Below are 20,166 nucleotides of genomic sequence, written 5' to 3'. Positions count from 1 at the left end.
CGTGACCGTGGCCGGACCCCGTCCCCGTGACCAGGCAGGGAGCCGCCCCCCGATGTCCGAGCCGCAGACCGACATCCACACCACCGCGGGCAAGCTCGCGGACCTGACGCGCCGTATCGACGAGGCGACGCACGCCGGGTCGGCACGCGCGGTCGAGAAGCAGCACGCCAAGGGCAAGCTGACGGCCCGTGAGCGGGTCGAGCTGCTGCTGGACGAGGGCTCCTTCGTGGAGCTCGACGAGTTCGCCCGGCACCGCTCCACCAACTTCGGCATCGAGAAGAACCGCCCGTACGGCGACGGTGTCGTCACCGGGTACGGCACGGTCGACGGCCGCCCGGTCTGCGTGTACTCGCAGGACTTCACGATCTTCGGCGGCTCGCTCGGCGAGGTCTACGGCGAGAAGATCGTCAAGGTCATGGACTTCGCGCTGAAGACCGGCTGCCCGGTCATCGGCATCAACGACGGCGGCGGCGCGCGCATCCAGGAAGGCGTGGTGGCGCTCGGCCTGTTCGCCGAGATCTTCCGCCGCAACGTGCACGCCTCCGGGGTGATCCCGCAGATCTCGCTGATCGTCGGCCCGTGCGCGGGCGGTGCGGTCTACTCCCCCGCGATCACGGACTTCACGGTGATGGTCGACCAGACCTCGCACATGTTCATCACCGGGCCCGACGTCATCAAGACGGTCACCGGCGAGGACGTCGGCTTCGAGGAGCTGGGCGGCGCCCGTACGCACAACACCACCTCCGGGGTGGCGCACCACATGGCGGGCGACGAGAAGGACGCCATCGAGTACGTCAAGTCCCTGCTCTCCTACCTCCCTTCGAACAACCTCTCCGAGGCCCCGGCCTTCCCGGAGGAGGCGGACCTCGCCACCACCGACGAGGACCGGGAGCTGGACACGCTCATCCCGGACTCGGCGAACCAGCCGTACGACATGCACACGGCGATCGAGCATGTGCTGGACGACGGCGAGTTCCTGGAGACCCAGGCCCTGTTCGCGCCGAACATCGTCACCGGCTTCGGCCGGGTCGAGGGCCACCCGGTGGGGATCGTCGCCAACCAGCCGATGCAGTTCGCCGGCTGCCTGGACATCAACGCGAGCGAGAAGGCGGCCCGCTTCGTCCGCACCTGCGACGCGTTCAACGTGCCCGTCATCACCTTCGTGGACGTGCCGGGCTTCCTGCCGGGCGTGGACCAGGAGTACGGCGGCATCATCCGGCGCGGCGCGAAGCTGATCTACGCCTACGCGGAGGCCACGGTCCCGCTGATCACCGTCATCACCCGCAAGGCCTTCGGCGGCGCGTACGACGTCATGGGCTCCAAGCACCTGGGCGCCGACCTCAACCTCGCCTGGCCGACCGCGCAGGTCGCCGTCATGGGCGCGCAGGGCGCGGTGAACATCCTGCACCGGCGCACCATCGCGGCCGCCGAGGACCCGGACGCCACCCGGGCCGAGCTGATGGCGGACTACGAGGACACGCTGCTCAACCCCTACGTGGCGGCCGAGCGCGGGTACGTCGACGCGGTGATCATGCCGTCCGACACCCGGGCGCACATCGTCAAGGGGCTGCGTCAGCTGCGGACGAAGCGGGAATCCCTGCCTCCGAAGAAGCACGGCAACATCCCGCTCTAGCCGCTCGTCCGCTCGCCCTTTCACAGAGAGGTCTGCCCATGATCAAGGTCGTACGGGGCAACCCCACCCCGGAGGAGCTGGCCGCCGCACTGGCGGTGGTCCGGGCGCGCGCCGCGGCGGCGTCCGCCGTGTCGTCCGGGGCGCCGCTGCCGCCCGAACAGTGGTCCGACCCGGGGCGCATCGCGCGTACCGGCCGCCCGCAGCCGGGCCCGCGGGCCTGGGCGCGGACGTACTGGCCGGCCTGAGCCGCCAGGAGCCGCCCCCGCCGCCGGGGGCGGCTTGAGTACGGGTACTCAGGCGCTGCGGCGGGCTGCGCAGCAGGATCGGAGCCATGCTGTGGTCCGACCCCGAGAACAAGCCGCCGAAGGAACTGCGCGACGTCCAGGCCATGATGCGCAGAGCGGGCGTCCTGCTGGCGCTGGCGATGCTGGTGGCGATGTTCGTGCTCGGCATCCACTGACGGCTGCTGGATGCGCTGACCGCCGCCGGATGCACTGACGGCTGCCGGATCTCCGGACCTCCGGACCTCCGGGCCCTTCTACGATGGCCTGTATGACTGATCAGCCCCAGCGGCGTCTCGTGCTCGCCTCCGCCTCCCCCGCCCGCCTCGGTCTGCTGCGCCAGGCCGGATTCGCCCCCGAGGTGATCGTCAGCGGGGTGGACGAGGACGCGCTGAGCGCGCCGACCCCCGGTGAGCTGGCTCTCGTCCTGGCGCGGGCGAAGGCGGCGGTGGTCGCCGAGCGCCCCGAGGCGGCGGGCGCGCTGGTCATCGGCTGCGACTCGGTGCTGGAGCTGGACGGCGAGGCGCTGGGCAAGCCCGCCGACGCGGAGGAGGCCACCGCCCGCTGGAAGTCCATGCGCGGCCGGTCCGGCGTCCTGCGGACCGGGCACAGCGTGATCGACACCGCCACCGGCCGCGCGGCGTCGGCGACCGCGTCCACCGTCGTACGGTTCGGCGAGCCGAGCGACGACGAGGTCGCCGCGTACGTTGCCTCGGGCGAACCGCTGCACGTGGCGGGGGCGTTCACCCTGGACGGCCGCTCGGCGCCGTTCATCGACTCCATCGAGGGCGACCACGGCAACGTGATCGGCCTGTCGCTGCCGCTGCTGCGCCGTCTGCTCGGCGAACTGGAACTCTCCGTAACGGATTTCTGGGCCTGAGGCCGACCGCGCCCCCGCCGCTCAGGCGGTCGCCGGGGCAGGTGTGTCGTGCACGGGCTCCTCGGCGCGGGGCTCGGGCCCGTACGACAGCAGGGTGAGCACCAGCAGGGCCAGCACGGCCATCATGAACGCGAAGGCGCCCCAGCCCACCAGGCCGACGGTGACCGCGCCGAGGACCCCGTGCACGACCGCGCAGCCGATCAGGGCGATCCGCCCGAAGCGCCCCGGCGACCGGTCACGGACCCCGGCCAGCAGGGCGACCAGCCCGCACAGGACGAGCAGCAGCCCGCAGACCCCGCCCATCACCCAGGTCCCGGCGGACATGACCTCGGGGTCCATGCCGGCGAGCGACATGTTCTGGTTCTCGGTGACCGTGGCCAGGACGGCGTTGATGAGCACGATGCCCACCGCCTCCCCGAACAGCACGAGCGCCGTCACGATCGCCACCGGTCTGCGCATCAGCGTCCCACCCCTGTTACCTCTGGTACGTGCGTAGCGCGGACCCTACTCACCGGTATCCCTTCGGACAAGGGATCGGACGTCCCCGTGCGCCGCGCAAAGAATCCACCGGGCGTTCGTAGGGAGTCCACAAAGAAACGCCGTGAGGCGTTGAGCTTCAGGACAGAGACCTGCACCACACCGGATGGTTACTGTGCCGTTGAGGATCCCGGCGTACCGTGGTGCCACAAGGGATTTCACTACTGGGGCAAGCCTCGGATCACACTCCGTGTGGGCAAGCTCACCATTGGGGACGGGTCGTACGGCCGTGTCGGTAGTCCCTAAACTCAGCTTGTTTCGAGGAGGGAGTCATCGTGCGCAAGGTGCTCATCGCCAACCGTGGCGAAATCGCTGTCCGCGTTGCTCGGGCGTGCCGGGACGCGGGGATCGCGAGTGTCGCGGTCTACGCCGAGCCGGACCGGGACGCGCTGCATGTCCGGGCCGCTGACGAGGCGTTCGCCCTGGGCGGTGACACCCCGGCCGCCAGCTATCTGGACATGGCCAAGGTGCTCCAGGCCGCCGCCGACTCGGGGGCGGACGCGATCCACCCGGGTTACGGATTCCTGTCGGAGAACGCGGAGTTCGCCCAGGCCGTCCTGGACGCCGGGCTCACCTGGATCGGCCCGCCGCCGCAGGCCATCCGCGATCTCGGCGACAAGGTCGCGGCCCGGCACATCGCCCAGCGCGCGGGCGCCCCCCTCGTCGCGGGCACCCCGGACCCGGTCTCCGGCTCCGGGGAGGTCGTCGCGTTCGCCGAGCAGCACGGGCTGCCGATCGCGATCAAGGCGGCCTTCGGCGGTGGCGGCCGCGGTCTGAAGGTGGCCCGCACCCTGGAGGAGATCCCGGAGCTGTACGACTCCGCGGTCCGCGAGGCGGTCGCCGCGTTCGGCCGGGGCGAGTGCTTCGTCGAGCGCTACCTCGACAAGCCGCGCCACGTGGAGACCCAGTGCCTGGCCGACTCCCACGGCAACGTGGTCGTCGTCTCCACCCGGGACTGCTCGCTCCAGCGCCGCCACCAGAAGCTCGTCGAGGAGGCCCCGGCCCCCTTCCTGTCACAGGCGCAGAACGAGGAGCTGTACGCGGCCTCCAAGGCGATCCTGAAGGAAGCCGGTTACGTCGGCGCGGGCACGGTCGAGTTCCTGGTCGGCCTGGACGGCACGATCTCGTTCCTGGAGGTCAACACCCGCCTCCAGGTCGAGCACCCGGTCACCGAAGAGGTCACCGGCATCGACCTCGTACGCGAGATGTTCCGCATCGCGGACGGCGAGGAGCTGGGGTACGGCGACCCGGCGGTGCGCGGTCACTCCTTCGAGTTCCGGATCAACGGCGAGGACCCGGGCCGCGGCTTCCTGCCCGCCCCCGGCACCGTCACCACGTTCGCCCCGCCGACCGGCCCCGGTGTCCGCCTGGACGCGGGCGTCGAGTCCGGCTCGGTCATCGGCCCGGCGTGGGACTCCCTCCTCGCCAAGCTCATCGTGACCGGCGCGACCCGCGAGCAGGCCCTCCAGCGTGCCGCCCGCGCGCTCGCGGAGTTCCAGGTCGAGGGCATGGCCACGGCGATCCCGTTCCACCGGGCCGTCGTCGCCGACCCCGCCTTCACCGCGGACCCGTTCACCGTGCACACCCGGTGGATCGAGACCGAGTTCGTCAACGACATCAAGCCCTTCGCCGCGCCCGCCGAGGCGGACGCGGAGGACGAGGCCGGGCGGGAGACCGTCGTCGTCGAGGTCGGCGGCAAGCGCCTGGAGGTCTCGCTGCCGTCCTCGCTGGGCATGAGCCTGGCCCGTACGGGCCTCGCGGCCGGAGCCAAGCCGAAGCGCCGCGCGGCGAAGAAGGCCGGTTCCGCCGCCTCGGGCGACAGCCTCGCCTCGCCCATGCAGGGCACGATCGTGAAGATCGCGGTCGAGGAGGGCCAGGAGGTCAAGGAGGGCGACCTCGTCGTCGTCCTGGAGGCCATGAAGATGGAGCAGCCGCTCAACGCGCACCGCTCCGGCACCGTCAAGGGCCTCACCGCAGAGGTCGGCGCCTCCGTCTCCTCCGGTGCCCTCATCTGCGAGATCAAGGACTGACCGCACAGTGCACCGGCCTGGGGCCCGGCCCGCGTCGCAGGACGCGGGCCGGGCCCCTCGCCGTCAGTGGCATCCTGGAACCGACGAGGGGCCGAGGACCAGGACCGAGGGAGGGGCAGGAAGCCATGGCAGAGGCGATCCCGACGGACAGGCACACGGCTGCGGACACGAGCACGGACCGGCCGCCCGTCCGGCCGATGCGCGCGGACGCACGGCGCAACCACGACCGGCTGGTGGGCGAGGCCCGCAGGTCCTTCGCCGAGCACGGCACCGATGCCTCACTGGAGGACATCGCCCGGCGCGCGGGCGTCGGCATCGGCACCCTCTACCGGCACTTCCCCAACCGGGACGCCCTGATGAACGCGGTCTTCCAGGACGCTCTCCGCTCCCTCCTGGACCGCTCCCGGGAGCTGGCGGCGGCGGAGGCACCGTGCCGGGCGCTGGTGGAGTGGCTGGGCGCGATCGTCACTCATGCGGGTGAGTACCGCGGCCTGGCCCACGCCCTGATGTCCGCGTCCCGCGACGGGACCTCGGCCCTCGTCCAGTGCCATCTGCCGCTCCGCGAGGCGGGCGCGGGGCTGCTGCGCCGGGCCCAGGAGAGCGGATCGGTACGGGCGGACGTCTCCATCGACGACCTGCTCCAGCTCACCAACGCGATCGCACTGGCCGCGGAGGAGTCACCGGACGATCCGGAACTGGCGGACCGGCTGCTGCGGCTGACGCTGCGGGGGCTGAAGTAGGGCAGGGGGCAGGCGTCCGGGGCCGCGTCCGAAGCGGAAGGTGTCCGAAGCGGAAGGCGTCCGGGGCCGAAGGCATCCGGGAAACGAAAGGCGCCCGGCCCCGCCCGAACCCGCCCGGCCCCGCCGGGGCTACCGCCTCCGCAGGTCCGCCACCCGGGCCCGCTGCTCGCCCGGGACGTCCGCCAGCGCGGAGGCGCTGCGCAGCTGCGGCCCGAGGCCGCCGTTCTGCGTACGGCGCTGGCCGGGAAGCGGCATGTCACGGCGGGGCTGACGGCCCGGCGGCGCGCCGTCCCCGCCGGACGCGTCCGCCTCCGGACCGGCCACCGTGATCTCCACACCCTGGTCCGCCAGGGCCTGGAGCTCGGCGGCGGCGCGCTCGTCGTGGAGCGGCGGCGCGTCGGTCACCAGACGCGTGATGAGTTCCGTCGGCACGGTCTGGAACATGGTGTCCGAGCCGAGCTTCGTATGGTCGGCCAGGACGACCACCTCCGCGGCGGCCTGCACCAGGGCCCGGTCGACGCTGGCCGAGAGCATGTTGGAGGTGGACAGGCCACGCTCCGCCGTGAGGCCGCTCCCGGACAGGAAGGCCCGGGAGACCCGCAGCCCCTGGAGGGACTGCTCGGCCCCGCTGCCCACCAGCGCGTAGTTGCTGCCGCGCAGGGTGCCGCCGGTCATGACGACCTCGACCCGGTTGGCATGGGCCAACGCCTGGGCGACCAGCAGGGAGTTGGTGACGACGGTCAGGCCGGGGACCCGTGCGAGCCGGCGGGCCAGCTCCTGGGTGGTCGTACCGGCGCCGACCACGATGGCCTCGCCCTCGCCGACGAGCCCTGCGGCCAGGTCGGCGATGGCCGTCTTCTCCGCGGTGGAGAGATGGGATTTCTGCGGAAAGCCGGACTCCCGCGTGAAACCGCCCGGCAAGACCGCACCGCCGTGCCGGCGGTCGAGGAGTCCTTCTGCCTCCAGTGCCCGCACGTCCCGCCGTACGGTCACTTCGGAGGTCTGGACGACGCGGGCGAGCTCACGGAGCGATACCGCCCCGTTGGCACGCACCATTTCGAGGATCAACTGACGACGTTCTGCAGCGAACACGAAACTGACAGTAACCTGGTCGCCGGTGAGTTTTCAGCAGTTTGCGCCGAATAACAGAAGTTGTACTTCAAAGGGGCCTCCAAGTGGTATAGGAGGCCCCTTTGTTGTTCAGGGGTGATCGTCAAGCGATCACAGCCCCGCCCGGACTGCCGGGGGTTGCCGGGGATTGTCTGGTTTCCCGGAGGCTCAGCTCTCGCCCGTGAGCTTGCGGGTGTGCAACTGCCGGGCCACTTCGGCGATCGATCCGGACAGGGACGGGTACACGGTGAAAGCGTTTGCGATCTGTTCCACTGTCAGGTTGTTGTCGACCGCGATCGAGATCGGGTGGATCAGCTCGCTGGCGCGCGGCGCGACCACGCAGCCGCCGACCACGATGCCCGTACCGGGGCGGCAGAAGATCTTGACGAAGCCGTCGCGGATGCCCTGCATCTTGGCGCGCGGGTTGCGCAGCAGCGGCAGCTTCACGACCCGGGCCTCGATCTTGCCCGCGTCGACGTCGGCCTGGCTGTAGCCGACGGTGGCGATCTCCGGGTCGGTGAAGACGTTGGCCGAGACGGCCTTGAGGTTCAGCGGGGCGACCGCGTCGCCGAGGAAGTGGTACATCGCGATCCGGCCCTGCATCGCGGCGACCGAGGCCAGCGCGAAGATCCCGGTGACGTCACCGGCGGCGTAGACACCGGGTGCGCTGGTGCGCGAGACCCGGTCGGTGAGGATGTGCCCGGAGTCCTTGAGCCGGACCCCGGCCTCCTCCAGGCCCATGCCCGCGGTGTTGGGGATCGCGCCGACCGCCATCAGACAGTGCGAGCCGGTGATGACCCGGCCGTCGGCGAGGGTCACCTCGACCCGGTCGCCCACCCGCTTGGCGGACTGGGCCCGGGAGCGGGCCATGACGTTCATCCCGCGGCGGCGGAAGACGTCCTCCAGTACGGCCGCCGCGTCCGGGTCCTCGCCCGGCAGCACGCGGTCGCGGGAGGAGACGAGGGTGACGCGCGAGCCGAGCGCCTGGTAGGCCCCGGCGAACTCGGCGCCGGTGACACCCGATCCGACGACGATGAGCTCCTCGGGCAGCTCGTCGAGGTCGTAGACCTGGGTCCAGTTCAGGATGCGCTCGCCGTCGGGCTGCGCGTCCGGGATCTCCCGGGGGTGGCCGCCGGTCGCTATCAGCACGGCGTCGGCGGTCAGCCGCTCCTCAGTGCCGTCGGCGGCGGTGACGACGACCTGGCGGGACCCGTCGGCCGCCTGGAGCCCGTCGAGCCGGCCCCGGCCGCGCATCACACGGGCGCCGGCCCGCGTGACGGAGGCGGTGATGTCGTGGGACTGGGCGAGCGCGAGGCGCTTGACCCGGCGGTTGACCTTGCCGAGGTCCACACCGACGACCCGGGCGGCCTGCTCCACGTGCGGGGTGTCGTCGGCGACGATGATGCCCAGCTCCTCGTAGGAGGAGTCGAAGGTGGTCATCACCTCGGCCGTCGCGATCAGGGTCTTCGAGGGGACGCAGTCGGTGAGGACCGAGGCCCCGCCGAGACCGTCGCAGTCGACGACGGTCACCTCCGCGCCGAGCTGGGCGCCCACCAGGGCCGCCTCGTAGCCGCCGGGGCCGCCGCCGATGATCACGATCCGGGTCACGAAAAGTCCGCCTCGCGTGGGTGTCATCCCCACGGCCGTCTGCCGCCCCGGCCGGGGGTCCGGGGGATCGCCCCGGGGGAATGCAGTACGTACTCCATTGTCCCGCACCCGCCAAGGAGCTTCGCCCCGGGGCCCTCCATACGGGGACGGGGGCCTTCCTGGGCCCTCCGCCGGGCCGGTACGGGCCCTCCCCGCTCCTCCTCCCGCCCTCCCCCGACCGGGGGCTTCGTCACAGGAACCGGCACTCCCGCGACCACCTCCCGTACCCTCGGAGCCATGTCGCTCTACGCCGCGTACGCCGGCAACCTCGACGCGCGGCTGATGACCCGCCGCGCCCCGCATTCCCCGATGCGCAGCACCGGCTGGCTCAACGGCTGGCGGCTGACCTTCGGCGGGGAGCAGATGGGCTGGGAGGGGGCGCTGGCCACCGTGGTGGAGGCGCCGCGCTCCCAGGTCTTCGTCGCGCTGTACGACCTGGCGCCGATGGACGAGGACTCCATGGACCGCTGGGAGGGCGTCGGGCTCGACATCTACCGGCGCATGCGCGTACGTGTGCACACCCTGGACGGCGAGGAGCCGGCCTGGATGTACGTGCTGAACGGGTACGAGGGCGGGCTGCCCTCGGCGCGCTATCTGGGCGAGATCGCGGACGCCGCGGAATCCGCCGGCGCACCCCACGACTATGTGATGGAACTGCGCAAGCGCCCCTGCTGACCAGTGCGGACCCGGCCCCCGCCGCGCTCTGTCCACCCTCTCCCCACCCTCTCTTCGTACGAAAGCACGAACACTTCCCCGGGTCCTTTGAGCCTGGTCATCTACGCGCGTAGGGATTCAGCGGTTACGCTCGTCCGCGTGAACGCATCTGTTATTCCGGACAACATCCAGGGCGACCCGCAGGCAGCTGCTGCCGGGGCCGCCGCCCGCCTGCGCGAGCTGACCGGCGCCGAGACCCATGACGTCGCCCTGGTCATGGGCTCCGGCTGGGCTCCCGCGGGCGAAGCACTCGGCGTCCCGGAGGCCGAGTTCCCCGTCACCGACCTGCCCGGCTTCCCGGCCCCCGCCGTCGAGGGCCACGGCGGCAAGGTCCGCTCGTACCGGATCGGCGAGAAGCGCGCGCTGGTCTTCCTCGGCCGCACGCACTTCTACGAGGGCCGGGGCGTCGCCGCCGTCGCCCACGGCGTCCGTACGGCGGTGGCGGCGGGCTGCAAGACCGTCGTCCTGACGAACGGCTGCGGCGGTCTGCGCGAGGGCATGCGCCCGGGCCAGCCGGTGCTGATCAGCGACCACATCAACCTGACGGCCGCCTCCCCGATCATCGGCGCCAACTTCGTCGACCTGACCGACCTGTACTCCCCGCGGCTGCGCGCGCTGTGCAAGGAGATCGACGACACCCTCGAAGAGGGCGTGTACGTCCAGTTCCCCGGCCCGCACTACGAGACCCCGGCCGAGATCAACATGGTCCGGGTGCTCGGCGGCGACCTGGTGGGCATGTCCACGGTCCTGGAGGCCATCGCGGCCCGGGAGGCGGGCGCCGAGGTGCTCGGCCTCTCCCTCGTCACCAACCTGGCGGCGGGCCTGTCCGGAGAGCCCCTCAACCACGAGGAGGTCCTCCAGGCGGGCCGCGACTCGGCGACCCGGATGGGCGCGCTGCTGGCGAGGGTGCTGGAACGGATCTGACCCGGCCCGGGGCCGCGCCCGCCCTGCCCCCCCCAGCCCGCCGGCTTCTTTCCGGCCCGTCGGGCGTTCGGGGACCGGGGTCCGGGGCGGAGCCCCGGTTTCGGGGAGGGGGTGGGCAGGGGAACGGCCCCCGCCCCGCCCCGGCCCCCACAGCACCGCCCACCCCACCCCCGCGCACCACGCAGCACCACGCACCACGCATCCCGCGTCCCAGAACCTCCGCACCCCCGAAAGGCGGCCCCCGTGCACGACCTCATCGCGCAGGCCAGAACCTGGCTGGCCGAGGACCCCGACCCCGAGACCCGCGACGAGCTGGCCGCGCTCATCGAGGCGGGTGACACCCAGGAGCTCGCCGCCCGTTTCGCGGGCACGCTCCAGTTCGGCACCGCCGGGCTCCGCGGTGAGCTCGGGGCCGGGCCGATGCGGATGAACCGGTCCGTGGTGATCCGGGCGGCGGCGGGCCTCGCCGCCTACCTCAAGGCGCAGGGCCACGAGGGCGGCCTCGTCGTCATCGGGTACGACGCCCGCTACAAGTCCGCCGACTTCGCGCGCGACACCGCGGCCGTGATGACCGGCGCCGGACTGCGCGCCGCCGTGCTGCCCCGCCCGCTCCCCACCCCCGTACTGGCGTACGCCATAAGGCACCTGGGCGCCGTGGCCGGCGTCGAGGTCACCGCCAGCCACAACCCGCCGCGCGACAACGGCTACAAGGTCTACCTCGGCGACGGCTCGCAGATCGTGCCCCCGGCCGACGGCGAGATCGCGGCCGCCATCGCCGCGGTCGGCCCGCTGGACGGAGTGACCCGCCCGGAGGACGGCTGGCAGACCCTGGGCGACGAGGTCCTGGACGCCTACCTCACCCGTACGGACGCGGTCCTGGACGCCGACAGCCCCCGTACGGCACGCACGGTCTACACCGCGATGCACGGAGTCGGCACCTCGGTGCTGACCGCCGCGTTCGCCCGGGCCGGGTTCCCCGCGCCGGTGCTCGTGGCCGAGCAGGCCGAGCCGGACCCCGCGTTCCCCACCGTGGCCTTCCCCAACCCGGAGGAGCCCGGCGCGATGGATCTCGCCTTCGCCACCGCCCGCCGGGCCGCGCCGGACCTGATCATCGCCAACGACCCGGACGCGGACCGCTGCGCGGTCGCCGTGCCCGACACCGCGACGGACGGCGGCTGGCGGATGCTGCGCGGCGACGAGGTGGGCGCGCTGCTCGCCGCGCACCTGGTGGAGCGGGGCGTCACCGGCGTGTTCGCGGAGTCGATCGTGTCGTCGTCACTGCTCGGCCGGATCGCGGAGAAGGCGGGCCTCGGGTACGAGGAGACGCTGACCGGCTTCAAGTGGATCGCCCGGGTGGACGGTCTGCGGTACGGGTACGAGGAGGCGCTCGGCTACTGCGTCGACCCCGAGGGCGTCCGCGACAAGGACGGCATCACGGCCGCCCTGCTCGTCGCCGAGCTCGCCTCCGTACTCAAGGAGCAGGGCCGTACGCTGCTGGACCTGCTGGACGATCTGGCGCTCGCCCACGGGCTGCACGCCACCGACCAGCTGTCGGTGCGGGTGGAGGACCTCACGGTCATCGCCGACGCCATGGCCCGGCTCCGGGAGCAGCCGCCGACCGCACTGGCGGGCCTCGCGGTCACCTCGGCCGAGGACCTGTCGCGGGGGACGGACGCGCTGCCGCCCACCGACGGGCTGCGCTACCAGCTTCAGGGCGCCCGGGTGATCGTCCGCCCGAGCGGCACCGAGCCGAAGCTGAAGTGCTACCTGGAGGTCGTCGTTCCGGTCGCGGACGCCGCGTCGCTGCCCGCCGCGCGGGAGCGGGGGGCCGAGCTGCTGGCCGGGATCAAGCGGGACCTGGCGGCGGCTGCCGGAATCTGACCGCCCGCACCCGCCCGACGCCGGAAGGGCCGGTACCCCACCCCAGGGGTACCGGCCCTTCCGCGCTCCAGGGGCGCCGCGCCTCAGCCCGTCGCCCACAGCACCGCGAGCAGCACCGCCCCTACGGCGGCCGGGGCGATCACCTCGTACGCCCAGCGCACCGAGACCCCGGCCGCCCCCTCCGGCGTCGTCCCGCCCGCGCCCTCGGCCAGGTCCCGCAGATCGCGGACGGTCTGGTCGGCGGACGCGGTGCGCTCGGCGGCGTCGCGGACGTCGGCGCTGACCGACGTGCGGCCGTAGGGGTCGTCGTGGGCCGCGCGGGCCGCCGTGCGGGCGGCGCGCTTGCGGGCGCGCAGGGAGACGGGGATGGCCCACAGCTGGTACTTCGTGCCGTCCTGGGCGAGCAGCTCGGAGGAGTACGAGGCCCTGACGTCGGCGACCTCGGTCCAGGGAAGCTGGATCGTCCGGAACGGGTTGCGGATCCGGATGCGCTCGTCGTTCGCGAACACGGCGGGCCGCAGGGTGAACGCCACGACCAGCGGGACCACGAGGAGCAGCGCCGCCGACGCCAGCCACGGGACCCGGCCCTCGCCCCGGATCATGGCGTCCCCGGCCATCCAGGCGATCAGCAGGATCAGCAGCGCTCCGCAGACCAGCGCGGCCACGGAACGGTAGGTCCGGTCGGCGTGGGGCGGCTCTGCGGGAGGTGTGGGGCTCGTCATGGGGCCGATTGTGCCTGACGGGCGCGGAGGACGGCGGAGCGGCCGCCGTGCCGCCGCGCCCCGGGGCCCGGGACCGGAGGGGCGGGGTGCGGGACGCACGGATCGTCCGGCCCCCTGTACAGGTCGCTACGCGCGTAGATATGCTCCTCTGGTGACCATGCCCACCACTGCTCCCGCATTCTCCGACGCGACCGCGTCCGACAGTGCGCTGCGCCGCTTCCTGTTCGGGCTGCCGGGCGTCGACGCCGTCGGCCTCGAAGCGCGCGCCGCCTCTCTCGGTACCCGTTCGATCAAGACGACGGCCAAGGCGTACGCCATCGATCTCGCCATCTCGATGATCGACCTGACGACGCTGGAAGGCGCGGACACCCCGGGCAAGGTCCGGGCTCTCGCCGCCAAGGCCGTCAACCCCGACCCGCTCCGCTACGCTCCGCCTCGGCTCTCTTCCGACCCCCTGGATGCCGAGCCCGACCGCACGACCCCGCACACCGCGGCGGTCTGCGTCTACCCCGACATGGTGGCCACCGCGGCCGCCGCGCTCGCCGGTTCCGGTGTGAAGGTGGCGTCCGTGGCGACCGCCTTCCCGGCGGGCCGGGCCGCGCTGGACGTCAAGCTCGCGGACGTCCGCGACGCCGTGGCGGCCGGGGCCGACGAGATCGACATGGTGATCGACCGGGGGGCCTTCCTCTCCGGCCGCTTCCTGAAGGTGTACGAGGAGATCCTCGCCGTGAAGGCGGAGTGCGGCACCGCCCGCCTCAAGGTGATCTTCGAGACCGGTGAGCTGTCCACGTACGACAACATCCGCCGGGCCTCCTGGCTCGGGATGCTGGCGGGCGCGGACTTCATCAAGACCTCGACCGGCAAGGTGGCCACCAACGCCACCCCCGCCAACACCCTCCTCATGCTGGAGGCCGTCCGCGACTTCCGGGCGCAGACCGGCGCACAGATCGGCGTGAAGCCGGCCGGCGGCATCCGCACCACCAAGGACGCGGTCAAGTTCCTGGTCCTGGTGAACGAGACGGCGGGCGAGGACTGGCTGGACCCGCACTGGTTCCGGTTCGGCGCGTCCAGCCTGCTCAACGACCTGCTGATGCAGCGCCAGAAGCTCAGCACCGGCCGTTACTCCGGCCCCGATTACGTGACGGTGGACTGATAGCCATGGCATCCGCATTCGAGTACGCACCGGCGCCGGAGTCCCGCTCCGTCGTCGACATCGCCCCCTCCTACGGGCTGTTCATCGACGGCGAGTTCGCCGAGGCCGCCGACGGCAAGGTCTTCAAGACCGTCTCGCCGAGCAGCGAGGAGGTCCTCTCCGAGGTCGCGCGGGCAGGCGCGGCGGACGTGGACCGGGCCGTGAAGGCGGCCCGGAAGGCGTTCGAGAAGTGGTCGGCGCTGCCCGGCTCCGAGCGCGCCAAGTACCTGTTCCGGATCGCGCGGATCATCCAGGAGCGCAGCCGTGAGCTGGCCGTCCTGGAGACGCTCGACAACGGCAAGCCGATCAAGGAGACGCGCGACGCGGACCTCCCGCTGGTCGCCGCGCACTTCTTCTACTACGCGGGCTGGGCCGACAAGCTGGACCACGCGGGGTACGGGGCGAACCCCCGGCCGCTGGGTGTGGCCGGTCAGGTCATCCCGTGGAACTTCCCGCTGCTGATGCTCGCGTGGAAGATCGCCCCGGCGCTGGCCACGGGCAACACGGTGGTCCTGAAGCCCGCCGAGACGACCCCGCTGAGCGCCCTGTTCTTCGCGGACATCTGCCGTCAGGCGGGCCTGCCGAAGGGCGTCGTCAACATCCTCACGGGGTACGGGGACGCGGGCGAGGCGCTCGTCTCCCACCCCGACGTCAACAAGGTCGCCTTCACCGGCTCGACCGCCGTCGGCAAGGCCATCGCGCGCTCCGTCGCGGGCACGGACAAGAAGGTCACCCTGGAGCTGGGCGGCAAGGGCGCGAACATCGTGTTCGACGACGCCCCGATCGACCAGGCCGTCGAGGGCATCGTCACCGGCATCTTCTTCAACCAGGGCCAGGTCTGCTGCGCGGGCTCCCGGCTGCTGGTCCAGGAGTCCGTTCAGGACGAGGTGCTGGACGCGCTCAAGCGGAGGCTGGCCACGCTGCGCCTGGGCGACCCGCTGGACAAGAACACCGACATCGGCGCGATCAACTCCGCCGAGCAGCTGGCCCGGATCACCGCGCTCGTCGAGACCGGCGAGGCGGAGGGCGCGGAGCGCTGGAGCGCCCCCTGCGAACTGCCGTCGTCGGGTTACTGGTTCGCGCCGACCCTCTTCACCAACGTCACCCAGGCCCACACGGTCGCCCGTGACGAGATCTTCGGCCCGGTCCTCTCCGTGCTCTCGTTCCGCACCCCGGACGAGGCGGTCGCCAAGGCCAACAACAGTCAGTACGGCCTCTCGGCGGGCATCTGGACGGAGAAGGGCTCCCGCATCCTCGCGGTGGCGAACAAGCTCCGCGCGGGCGTCGTCTGGGCCAACACGTTCAACAAGTTCGACCCGACGTCGCCGTTCGGCGGCTACAAGGAGTCGGGCTTCGGCCGCGAGGGCGGCCGCCACGGCCTGGAGGCGTACCTCGATGTCTGACCAGAACCGACTTGGCGTCTTCAAGACCTACAAGCTGTACGTCGGGGGCAAGTTCCCCCGCTCCGAGAGCGGCCGGGTGTACGAGGTGACCGACTCCAAGGGCCAGTGGCTCGCGAACGCGCCGAAGTCCTCCCGCAAGGACGCGCGCGACGCGGTCGTGGCCGCGCGCAAGGCGTTCGGCGGCTGGTCGGGCGCGACCGCGTACAACCGCGGCCAGGTCCTCTACCGCGTCGCGGAGATGCTGGAGGGCCGCAAGGAGCAGTTCGTCCGCGAGGTCGCCGCATCCGAGGGGCTGTCGAAGTCCAAGGCGGCTGCCGTCGTCGACGCGGCGATCGACCGCTGGGTCTGGTACGCGGGCTGGACCGACAAGATCGGCCAGGTCGCGGGCGGGGCCAACCCGGTCGCGGGCCCCTTCTTCAACCTCTCCACCCCCGAGCCGACGGGCGTCGTCGCGGTACTCGCACCGCAGGAGTCCTCGTTCCTCGGCCTGGTCTCGGTGATCGCCCCGGTCATCGCCACCGGCAACACCGCCGTCGTCATCGCCTCGGCCGACGCCCCGCTGCCCGCGCTCTCGCTGGGCGAGGTGCTGGCCACCTCGGACGTGCCCGGCGGCGTGGTCAACATCCTGTCCGGCGCCACGGCGGAGCTCGCCGCGCCGCTCGCCGCCCACCAGGACGTCAACGCGATCGACCTGACCGGCGCGGACACCGCGCTCGCGAAGGAGCTGGAGATCGCGGCGGCGGACAACCTCAAGCGCGTGCTGCGTCCACAGCCTGTGGACGCGGACGACGCGTCGGCCGCCACGGACTGGCTGGCCTCCCCCGGCACGCACCGCCTGACGGCGTTCCTGGAGACCAAGACCGTGTGGCACCCGACGGGCGCGCTGGGCGCGGCGGGCTCCTCGTACTGACGCGGGTCGCGCGCTGACGTAGGTCACCTGGTCCCCGAACGGGGCCGCTCCCTCCGGCGATCCGGAGGGAGCGGCCCCGTTCGCTCGTCGCCCGGTGCGTCAGCCCGTCACCAGGCTGGTCACCGACCCCACCACCGGCAGGTCGCTCAGCGCCCCGCCGCTGGTGATCGGGTCGGTGACGATGGCCGTGGTCACCGGCTTGAAGTCGGCGATCTGCGTCCCCACGGCGTTGTCCAGCGGGTCGACCCCGGTCCCCGCGAGCGGGTCGAGCTGGAGGTCGGTGACCGGGGCGATGCCGCTGGCCAGCGAGGTCCCGAGCGCGCTCGTCACAGCCGGTGCGGCCGTCTCGGAGACCGCCTGGAGGGCCGAGACGCCCTGCTCCGGGACCTCGGCGGCCGCGGGCAGCTGGACGGCCTGCGCGGAGCCCGCACCGGCCCCCAGGGCCGCCCCCAGCGCGGAGACGGTGAGACCGGCGCGCAGCAGGACGCGACGTTGGGGCTTACGTGCATGAAGTGCCATGTTTTCCACCTGATCGAGCCTGGTCGGGTAGTCGTCCGTACGCGCAGAGTAGTTGAGGTGTGGTGCCCGATACCAACGAAGGACCCGAGGGATCCCCTGCGCGGGTCAATGCCTCACACTTCTGTTCTGTGAGTTCCCAACCGATCCCGACCCGCGTCGTGCTGCTCGCGGGCCCCTCCGGCTCCGGCAAGTCCTCCCTCGCCGCCCGCACCGGTCTGCCGGTGCTGCGCCTGGACGACTTCTACAAGGAGCACGACGACCCGACACTGCCCCGGGTCCCCGGCTCCATGGACATCGACTGGGACTCGGCGGGGTCCTGGGACGCGGACGCGGCGGTGGCGGCCATCGCGGAGCTGTGCCGGACCGGACGTACGGACGTTCCCGTCTACGACATCGCCTCCAGCTCCCGTACGGATCACGAGACCTTCCGCATCGAGCACGCGCCGCTCTTCGTGGCCGAGGGCATCTTCGCGGCGGACATCGTCGAACGCTGCCGGGAGCTGGGCCTGCTGGCGGACGCGCTGTGCCTGCGCGGCCGCCCGTCCACGACGTTCCGGCGCCGACTGGCGCGCGATCTGCGCGAGGGCCGCAAGTCGGTGCCGTTCCTGCTGCGGCGCGGCTGGCGGCTGATGCGGGCCGAGCGGCACATCGTGGCCCGCCAGACGGCCCTGGGGGCGCACCCCTGCGGGAAGGACGAGGCGCTGGGGCGCCTGGCCGCCGCGAGGGTGGGGCAGCGCCGCCGTACGCCGGTGGAGGCGCCCGCCCCGGAGTAGGGGGCGCCCCGGATCGGGGCGGCAGGAGCGTTCCGGGCTTCTCGGGAAGACCGCCGCTGTCCCGCCCCGCGTCCAGCACCTGCCGCACATCCCTCCCGGGAACGGGAGTTCGCCCGGTCGGCCTCTGTGCATCGCCCGTGTCTTCGCCCTACCCCCGCGGGACTGGACCGGCCAGTCCGTTCTCCCAGGTCCAGGCGGCGATGCCCACGCGGTTACGGGCCTTCAGCTTGGCCTGGACGTTGGCGATGTGGGTCTTGGCGGTGCCCGCCGAGATGAAGAGCTTCTCGCCGATCTCGGCGTTGGTGAGGCCCTCGGCGACCAGCCGGGCGATCTCGGCCTCCCGGGCGGTGAGAGGCGACGGGGCCGTGGGCGCTGCCGGGGCGGGGGCAGGGGCGAGGGTCTGGAGCAGCCGGACCGTGATCTGAGGACTGATGAGGACGTCCCCCGCCATCGCCGCCCTGACCCCCTCGATCAGCAGCCCGGGACCCGAGCGCTTGAGCAGGAACCCGCAGGCGCCGTCGGCCAGAGCCGTGCGCACGTAGTCGTCGTGGTCGAAGGTGGTGACGACGAGGACGCGCATCGGGTCGGGTACGCCGGGGCCTGCGAGGTGCCGGGTGAGTTCGAGGCCGTCCAGCCCGGGCATCCGGATGTCGGCGAGGATCAGGTCGGGTCGCAGGGTGCGGGCGAGGTCGACGGCGGTGAGGCCGTCCGCCGCCTCACCGACCACGGTCATGTCGGGCTGCGAGCCCAGAATCAGGCGGAAGCCGCTGCGTACGTCCTCCTGGTCGTCGGCGATCAGGATGCGGGTCGGGCCGCTGGGCGTCATCGTGGGGCCCCTTTCGGGAGAGTGGCGGGAAGGACGGCGGTGAGCTGCCAGCCGCCGTCGCCGTACGGCCCCGCCGAGAGGGTTCCGCCGAGGGCCTGTGCGTGCTCGGTGAGAGCGGGGAGGCCCAGGCCTCCCCGGGAGGCGCGGCGGCGAGCCGGGGCGGGGCGGGCACCGCGGTCGTTGGTGACCCGGATCTCCACGGTGGTGGCCGTGGGCATGAACACGACCGTGGCACGAGATGCGCCGGGGGCATGCCGGCGCATGTTGGTCAGTGCTTCGACAACGATGCGATACGCGGCGGATCCCGCCTCGCGGGAAAGCATCTCCATGACCACCGCAGGCAGGTCCAGATGCGCCTCGGTCGCCCCTGCCGAGGTGAAGTCCTCTATCAGCGAGGGCAGTTGGGATACACCGGGGAGCGGCTCGGTGGTGGGGGTCTCCGGACCGTGCAGCATCCGCACCGTCCGGTCCATCGCGGCCAGGGCGCTCAGGCCCGCCTTCTCGATGCGTTCCAGGGCGAACATCGCCTGGGAGACGTCGGTGGCGGCGACGAAGCGGGCCGCCTGTGCCTGGACGACGATCCCGCTGATGTCATGGGCGACGAAGTCGTGCAGGTCACGGGAGAGCTGAAGACGCTGGGCGCTGCGGGCCTCGGCCACCGCGCTCCGGCGACGCGCTTCCTGGCGGCGGGGGTAGCCGCCGGCCGCCGCCGCGACGGCCACGGGAAGCAGCCAGAAGGTGGCGATTCCGACGGATTCCAGGAAGGACTCACCGGCGACCAGCGGCAGCGGCCAGAGGGTCACCGCGAGGGCGGTCAGCGGGAGGACCGCTTTGAGTTCGCGCAGGGGTGACCAGCGGGTGACCACGGCCAGGAGGACCAGCAGAAGGGCGGCCTCCGCCAGCTTCCAGCCGGAGCCCAGCGCACCCTTCGGCAGGGCGAAGCTGGTGATCAGAGAGAGGGCGGCGCAGACCGCGGCCGGACGGGCGAGGCGCCCGAGGCGCTGACGAACCGCGGCACGGGGGCGAGCGACGGCCCACACCAGCGTGCCCGCGGCCGCGAGAGACGGCAGAGCGCCAAGCACCTTGACGGCAGGGCCGGTTGATTCCCACATGGTGATCAGCGTACGGGTGTGCGAGGTGGCGACGCCCTCTGCCGAACGGCAGAGGAGGGCCGGGACACGGCACGACCTTTGTGCCGATCGGCGGATGGGATCAAGGGGTGCCGGGGGGTGAAGCTTGAGCCGTTCAACCGACCACGAACCACAAACCCCCTCCAGAAAACGGGAGTTCCTCATGCGCAAGACCGCAATCGGTGCCACAGCAGCCATCGCCGTCCTCGCCGGGCTGGGGGGGGGGGGGGGGGGGGGGGGGGGGGGGGGGGGGGGGGGGGCGGGGGCAACTCCCCAAAACCCAACAACAAACAACCAACAGGAACCGGGTAAGG

20 protein-coding genes are annotated in these 20,166 nt (G+C 72.3%); 13 read left to right on the top strand and 7 right to left on the bottom strand.

Annotated features, from left to right (window positions below):
• Positions 1–52 precede the first annotated feature (52 nt).
• The 4 genes from ACZ5WC_RS06765 to ACZ5WC_RS06750 all read left to right on the top strand — a co-directional run bounded on the left by ACZ5WC_RS06765 (position 53) and on the right by ACZ5WC_RS06750 (position 2,794).
• Positions 53–1,633 (top strand): acyl-CoA carboxylase subunit beta, encoded by a 1,581-nt coding sequence (locus tag ACZ5WC_RS06765; protein ID WP_468539771.1) that lies wholly within the window; start codon positions 53–55, stop codon positions 1,631–1,633.
• A gap of 38 nt (positions 1,634–1,671) precedes the next feature.
• Positions 1,672–1,878, top strand: coding sequence for an acyl-CoA carboxylase epsilon subunit (locus ACZ5WC_RS06760; RefSeq protein WP_047178449.1), 207 nt, complete (start codon positions 1,672–1,674; stop codon positions 1,876–1,878).
• An 86-nt stretch (positions 1,879–1,964) separates the two neighbouring features.
• Positions 1,965–2,093 (top strand): morphogenic membrane protein MmpB, encoded by a 129-nt coding sequence (gene mmpB, locus ACZ5WC_RS06755; protein WP_096623592.1) that lies wholly within the window; start codon positions 1,965–1,967, stop codon positions 2,091–2,093.
• Between the two features lie 83 nt (positions 2,094–2,176).
• Complete coding sequence (locus ACZ5WC_RS06750) at positions 2,177–2,794, top strand: Maf family protein (protein WP_468539770.1); 618 nt, start codon at positions 2,177–2,179, stop codon at positions 2,792–2,794.
• A 21-nt stretch (positions 2,795–2,815) separates the two neighbouring features.
• Here the strand turns inward: ACZ5WC_RS06750 and ACZ5WC_RS06745 are convergent, their stop codons facing one another.
• Positions 2,816–3,253, bottom strand: coding sequence for a hypothetical protein (locus ACZ5WC_RS06745; RefSeq protein ID WP_468539769.1), 438 nt, complete (start codon positions 3,251–3,253; stop codon positions 2,816–2,818).
• 353 nt (positions 3,254–3,606) lie between these two features.
• Here ACZ5WC_RS06745 and ACZ5WC_RS06740 point away from each other — a divergent pair, with 353 nt between their 5' ends.
• Together ACZ5WC_RS06740 and ACZ5WC_RS06735 are read left to right on the top strand one after the other, a co-directional pair.
• Complete coding sequence (locus tag ACZ5WC_RS06740) at positions 3,607–5,361, top strand: acetyl/propionyl/methylcrotonyl-CoA carboxylase subunit alpha (RefSeq protein ID WP_096623586.1); 1,755 nt, start codon at positions 3,607–3,609, stop codon at positions 5,359–5,361.
• Between the two features lie 197 nt (positions 5,362–5,558).
• Positions 5,559–6,101 carry a TetR/AcrR family transcriptional regulator gene (locus ACZ5WC_RS06735; protein ID WP_096623708.1) on the top strand — a complete coding sequence of 181 codons (543 nt, stop codon included), beginning with the start codon at positions 5,559–5,561 and terminating at the stop codon, positions 6,099–6,101.
• A gap of 129 nt (positions 6,102–6,230) precedes the next feature.
• Here the strand turns inward: ACZ5WC_RS06735 and ACZ5WC_RS06730 are convergent, their stop codons facing one another.
• Positions 6,231–7,193: a DeoR/GlpR family DNA-binding transcription regulator gene (locus tag ACZ5WC_RS06730; protein WP_468539768.1), complete on the bottom strand. Its 963-nt coding sequence runs from the start codon at positions 7,191–7,193 to the stop codon at positions 6,231–6,233.
• 186 nt (positions 7,194–7,379) lie between these two features.
• Complete coding sequence (locus tag ACZ5WC_RS06725; RefSeq protein ID WP_096623578.1) at positions 7,380–8,819, bottom strand: NAD(P)H-quinone dehydrogenase; 1,440 nt, start codon at positions 8,817–8,819, stop codon at positions 7,380–7,382.
• 276 nt (positions 8,820–9,095) lie between these two features.
• Between ACZ5WC_RS06725 and ACZ5WC_RS06720 the strand changes: the two genes are divergently transcribed.
• From ACZ5WC_RS06720 to ACZ5WC_RS06710, 3 genes are all read left to right on the top strand, one after another.
• Entirely contained in the window at positions 9,096–9,533 is a 438-nt protein-coding gene (locus tag ACZ5WC_RS06720) for a gamma-glutamylcyclotransferase family protein (protein WP_007458837.1), read from the top strand.
• A 138-nt stretch (positions 9,534–9,671) separates the two neighbouring features.
• On the top strand, positions 9,672–10,496 hold the full coding sequence (locus tag ACZ5WC_RS06715) for a purine-nucleoside phosphorylase (protein ID WP_468539767.1): 825 nt from the start codon (positions 9,672–9,674) through the stop codon (positions 10,494–10,496).
• A gap of 243 nt (positions 10,497–10,739) precedes the next feature.
• The gene (locus ACZ5WC_RS06710) at positions 10,740–12,377 is read left to right on the top strand and encodes a phospho-sugar mutase (protein WP_468539766.1); all 1,638 of its coding nucleotides are present in this window, start codon (positions 10,740–10,742) and stop codon (positions 12,375–12,377) included.
• Between the two features lie 83 nt (positions 12,378–12,460).
• Here the strand turns inward: ACZ5WC_RS06710 and ACZ5WC_RS06705 are convergent, their stop codons facing one another.
• Complete coding sequence (locus ACZ5WC_RS06705; RefSeq protein WP_468539765.1) at positions 12,461–13,099, bottom strand: PH domain-containing protein; 639 nt, start codon at positions 13,097–13,099, stop codon at positions 12,461–12,463.
• A 157-nt stretch (positions 13,100–13,256) separates the two neighbouring features.
• Here ACZ5WC_RS06705 and deoC point away from each other — a divergent pair, with 157 nt between their 5' ends.
• From deoC to ACZ5WC_RS06690, 3 genes are read left to right on the top strand one after another with little or no spacing between them, the layout of a single operon-like run.
• A complete protein-coding gene (gene deoC / locus ACZ5WC_RS06700) occupies positions 13,257–14,252 on the top strand; it encodes a deoxyribose-phosphate aldolase (RefSeq protein ID WP_468539970.1) in 996 nt (331 codons plus the stop codon).
• Between the two features lie 5 nt (positions 14,253–14,257).
• The gene (locus ACZ5WC_RS06695) at positions 14,258–15,694 is read left to right on the top strand and encodes an aldehyde dehydrogenase family protein (protein ID WP_468539764.1); all 1,437 of its coding nucleotides are present in this window, start codon (positions 14,258–14,260) and stop codon (positions 15,692–15,694) included.
• The gene (locus ACZ5WC_RS06690) at positions 15,687–16,604 is read left to right on the top strand and encodes an aldehyde dehydrogenase family protein (RefSeq protein ID WP_468539763.1); all 918 of its coding nucleotides are present in this window, start codon (positions 15,687–15,689) and stop codon (positions 16,602–16,604) included. The genes ACZ5WC_RS06695 and ACZ5WC_RS06690 overlap by 8 nt, the downstream gene beginning before the upstream one ends.
• A 99-nt stretch (positions 16,605–16,703) precedes the next feature.
• On the opposite strand, the gene ACZ5WC_RS06685 is transcribed toward ACZ5WC_RS06690, so the two are convergent.
• Positions 16,704–17,123: a hypothetical protein gene (locus ACZ5WC_RS06685; protein ID WP_468539762.1), complete on the bottom strand. Its 420-nt coding sequence runs from the start codon at positions 17,121–17,123 to the stop codon at positions 16,704–16,706.
• Between the two features lie 128 nt (positions 17,124–17,251).
• On the opposite strand from ACZ5WC_RS06685, the gene ACZ5WC_RS06680 reads away from it, so the two are divergent.
• Entirely contained in the window at positions 17,252–17,896 is a 645-nt protein-coding gene (locus tag ACZ5WC_RS06680; protein WP_468539761.1) for a uridine kinase family protein, read from the top strand.
• Between the two features lie 148 nt (positions 17,897–18,044).
• On the opposite strand, the gene ACZ5WC_RS06675 is transcribed toward ACZ5WC_RS06680, so the two are convergent.
• Complete coding sequence (locus tag ACZ5WC_RS06675) at positions 18,045–18,722, bottom strand: response regulator (protein ID WP_468539760.1); 678 nt, start codon at positions 18,720–18,722, stop codon at positions 18,045–18,047.
• On the bottom strand, positions 18,719–19,834 hold the full coding sequence (locus ACZ5WC_RS06670) for a sensor histidine kinase (RefSeq protein WP_468539759.1): 1,116 nt from the start codon (positions 19,832–19,834) through the stop codon (positions 18,719–18,721). Before ACZ5WC_RS06670 ends, ACZ5WC_RS06675 begins: the two co-directional genes overlap by 4 nt.
• Between the last annotated feature and the right edge of the window lie 332 nt (positions 19,835–20,166).

It is taken from the genome of Streptomyces sp. NPDC033165 (assembly GCF_055577965.1).
The sequence above is the reverse complement of the archived record's forward strand: the minus strand, read 5'-3'. Positions and strand labels throughout refer to the sequence as shown.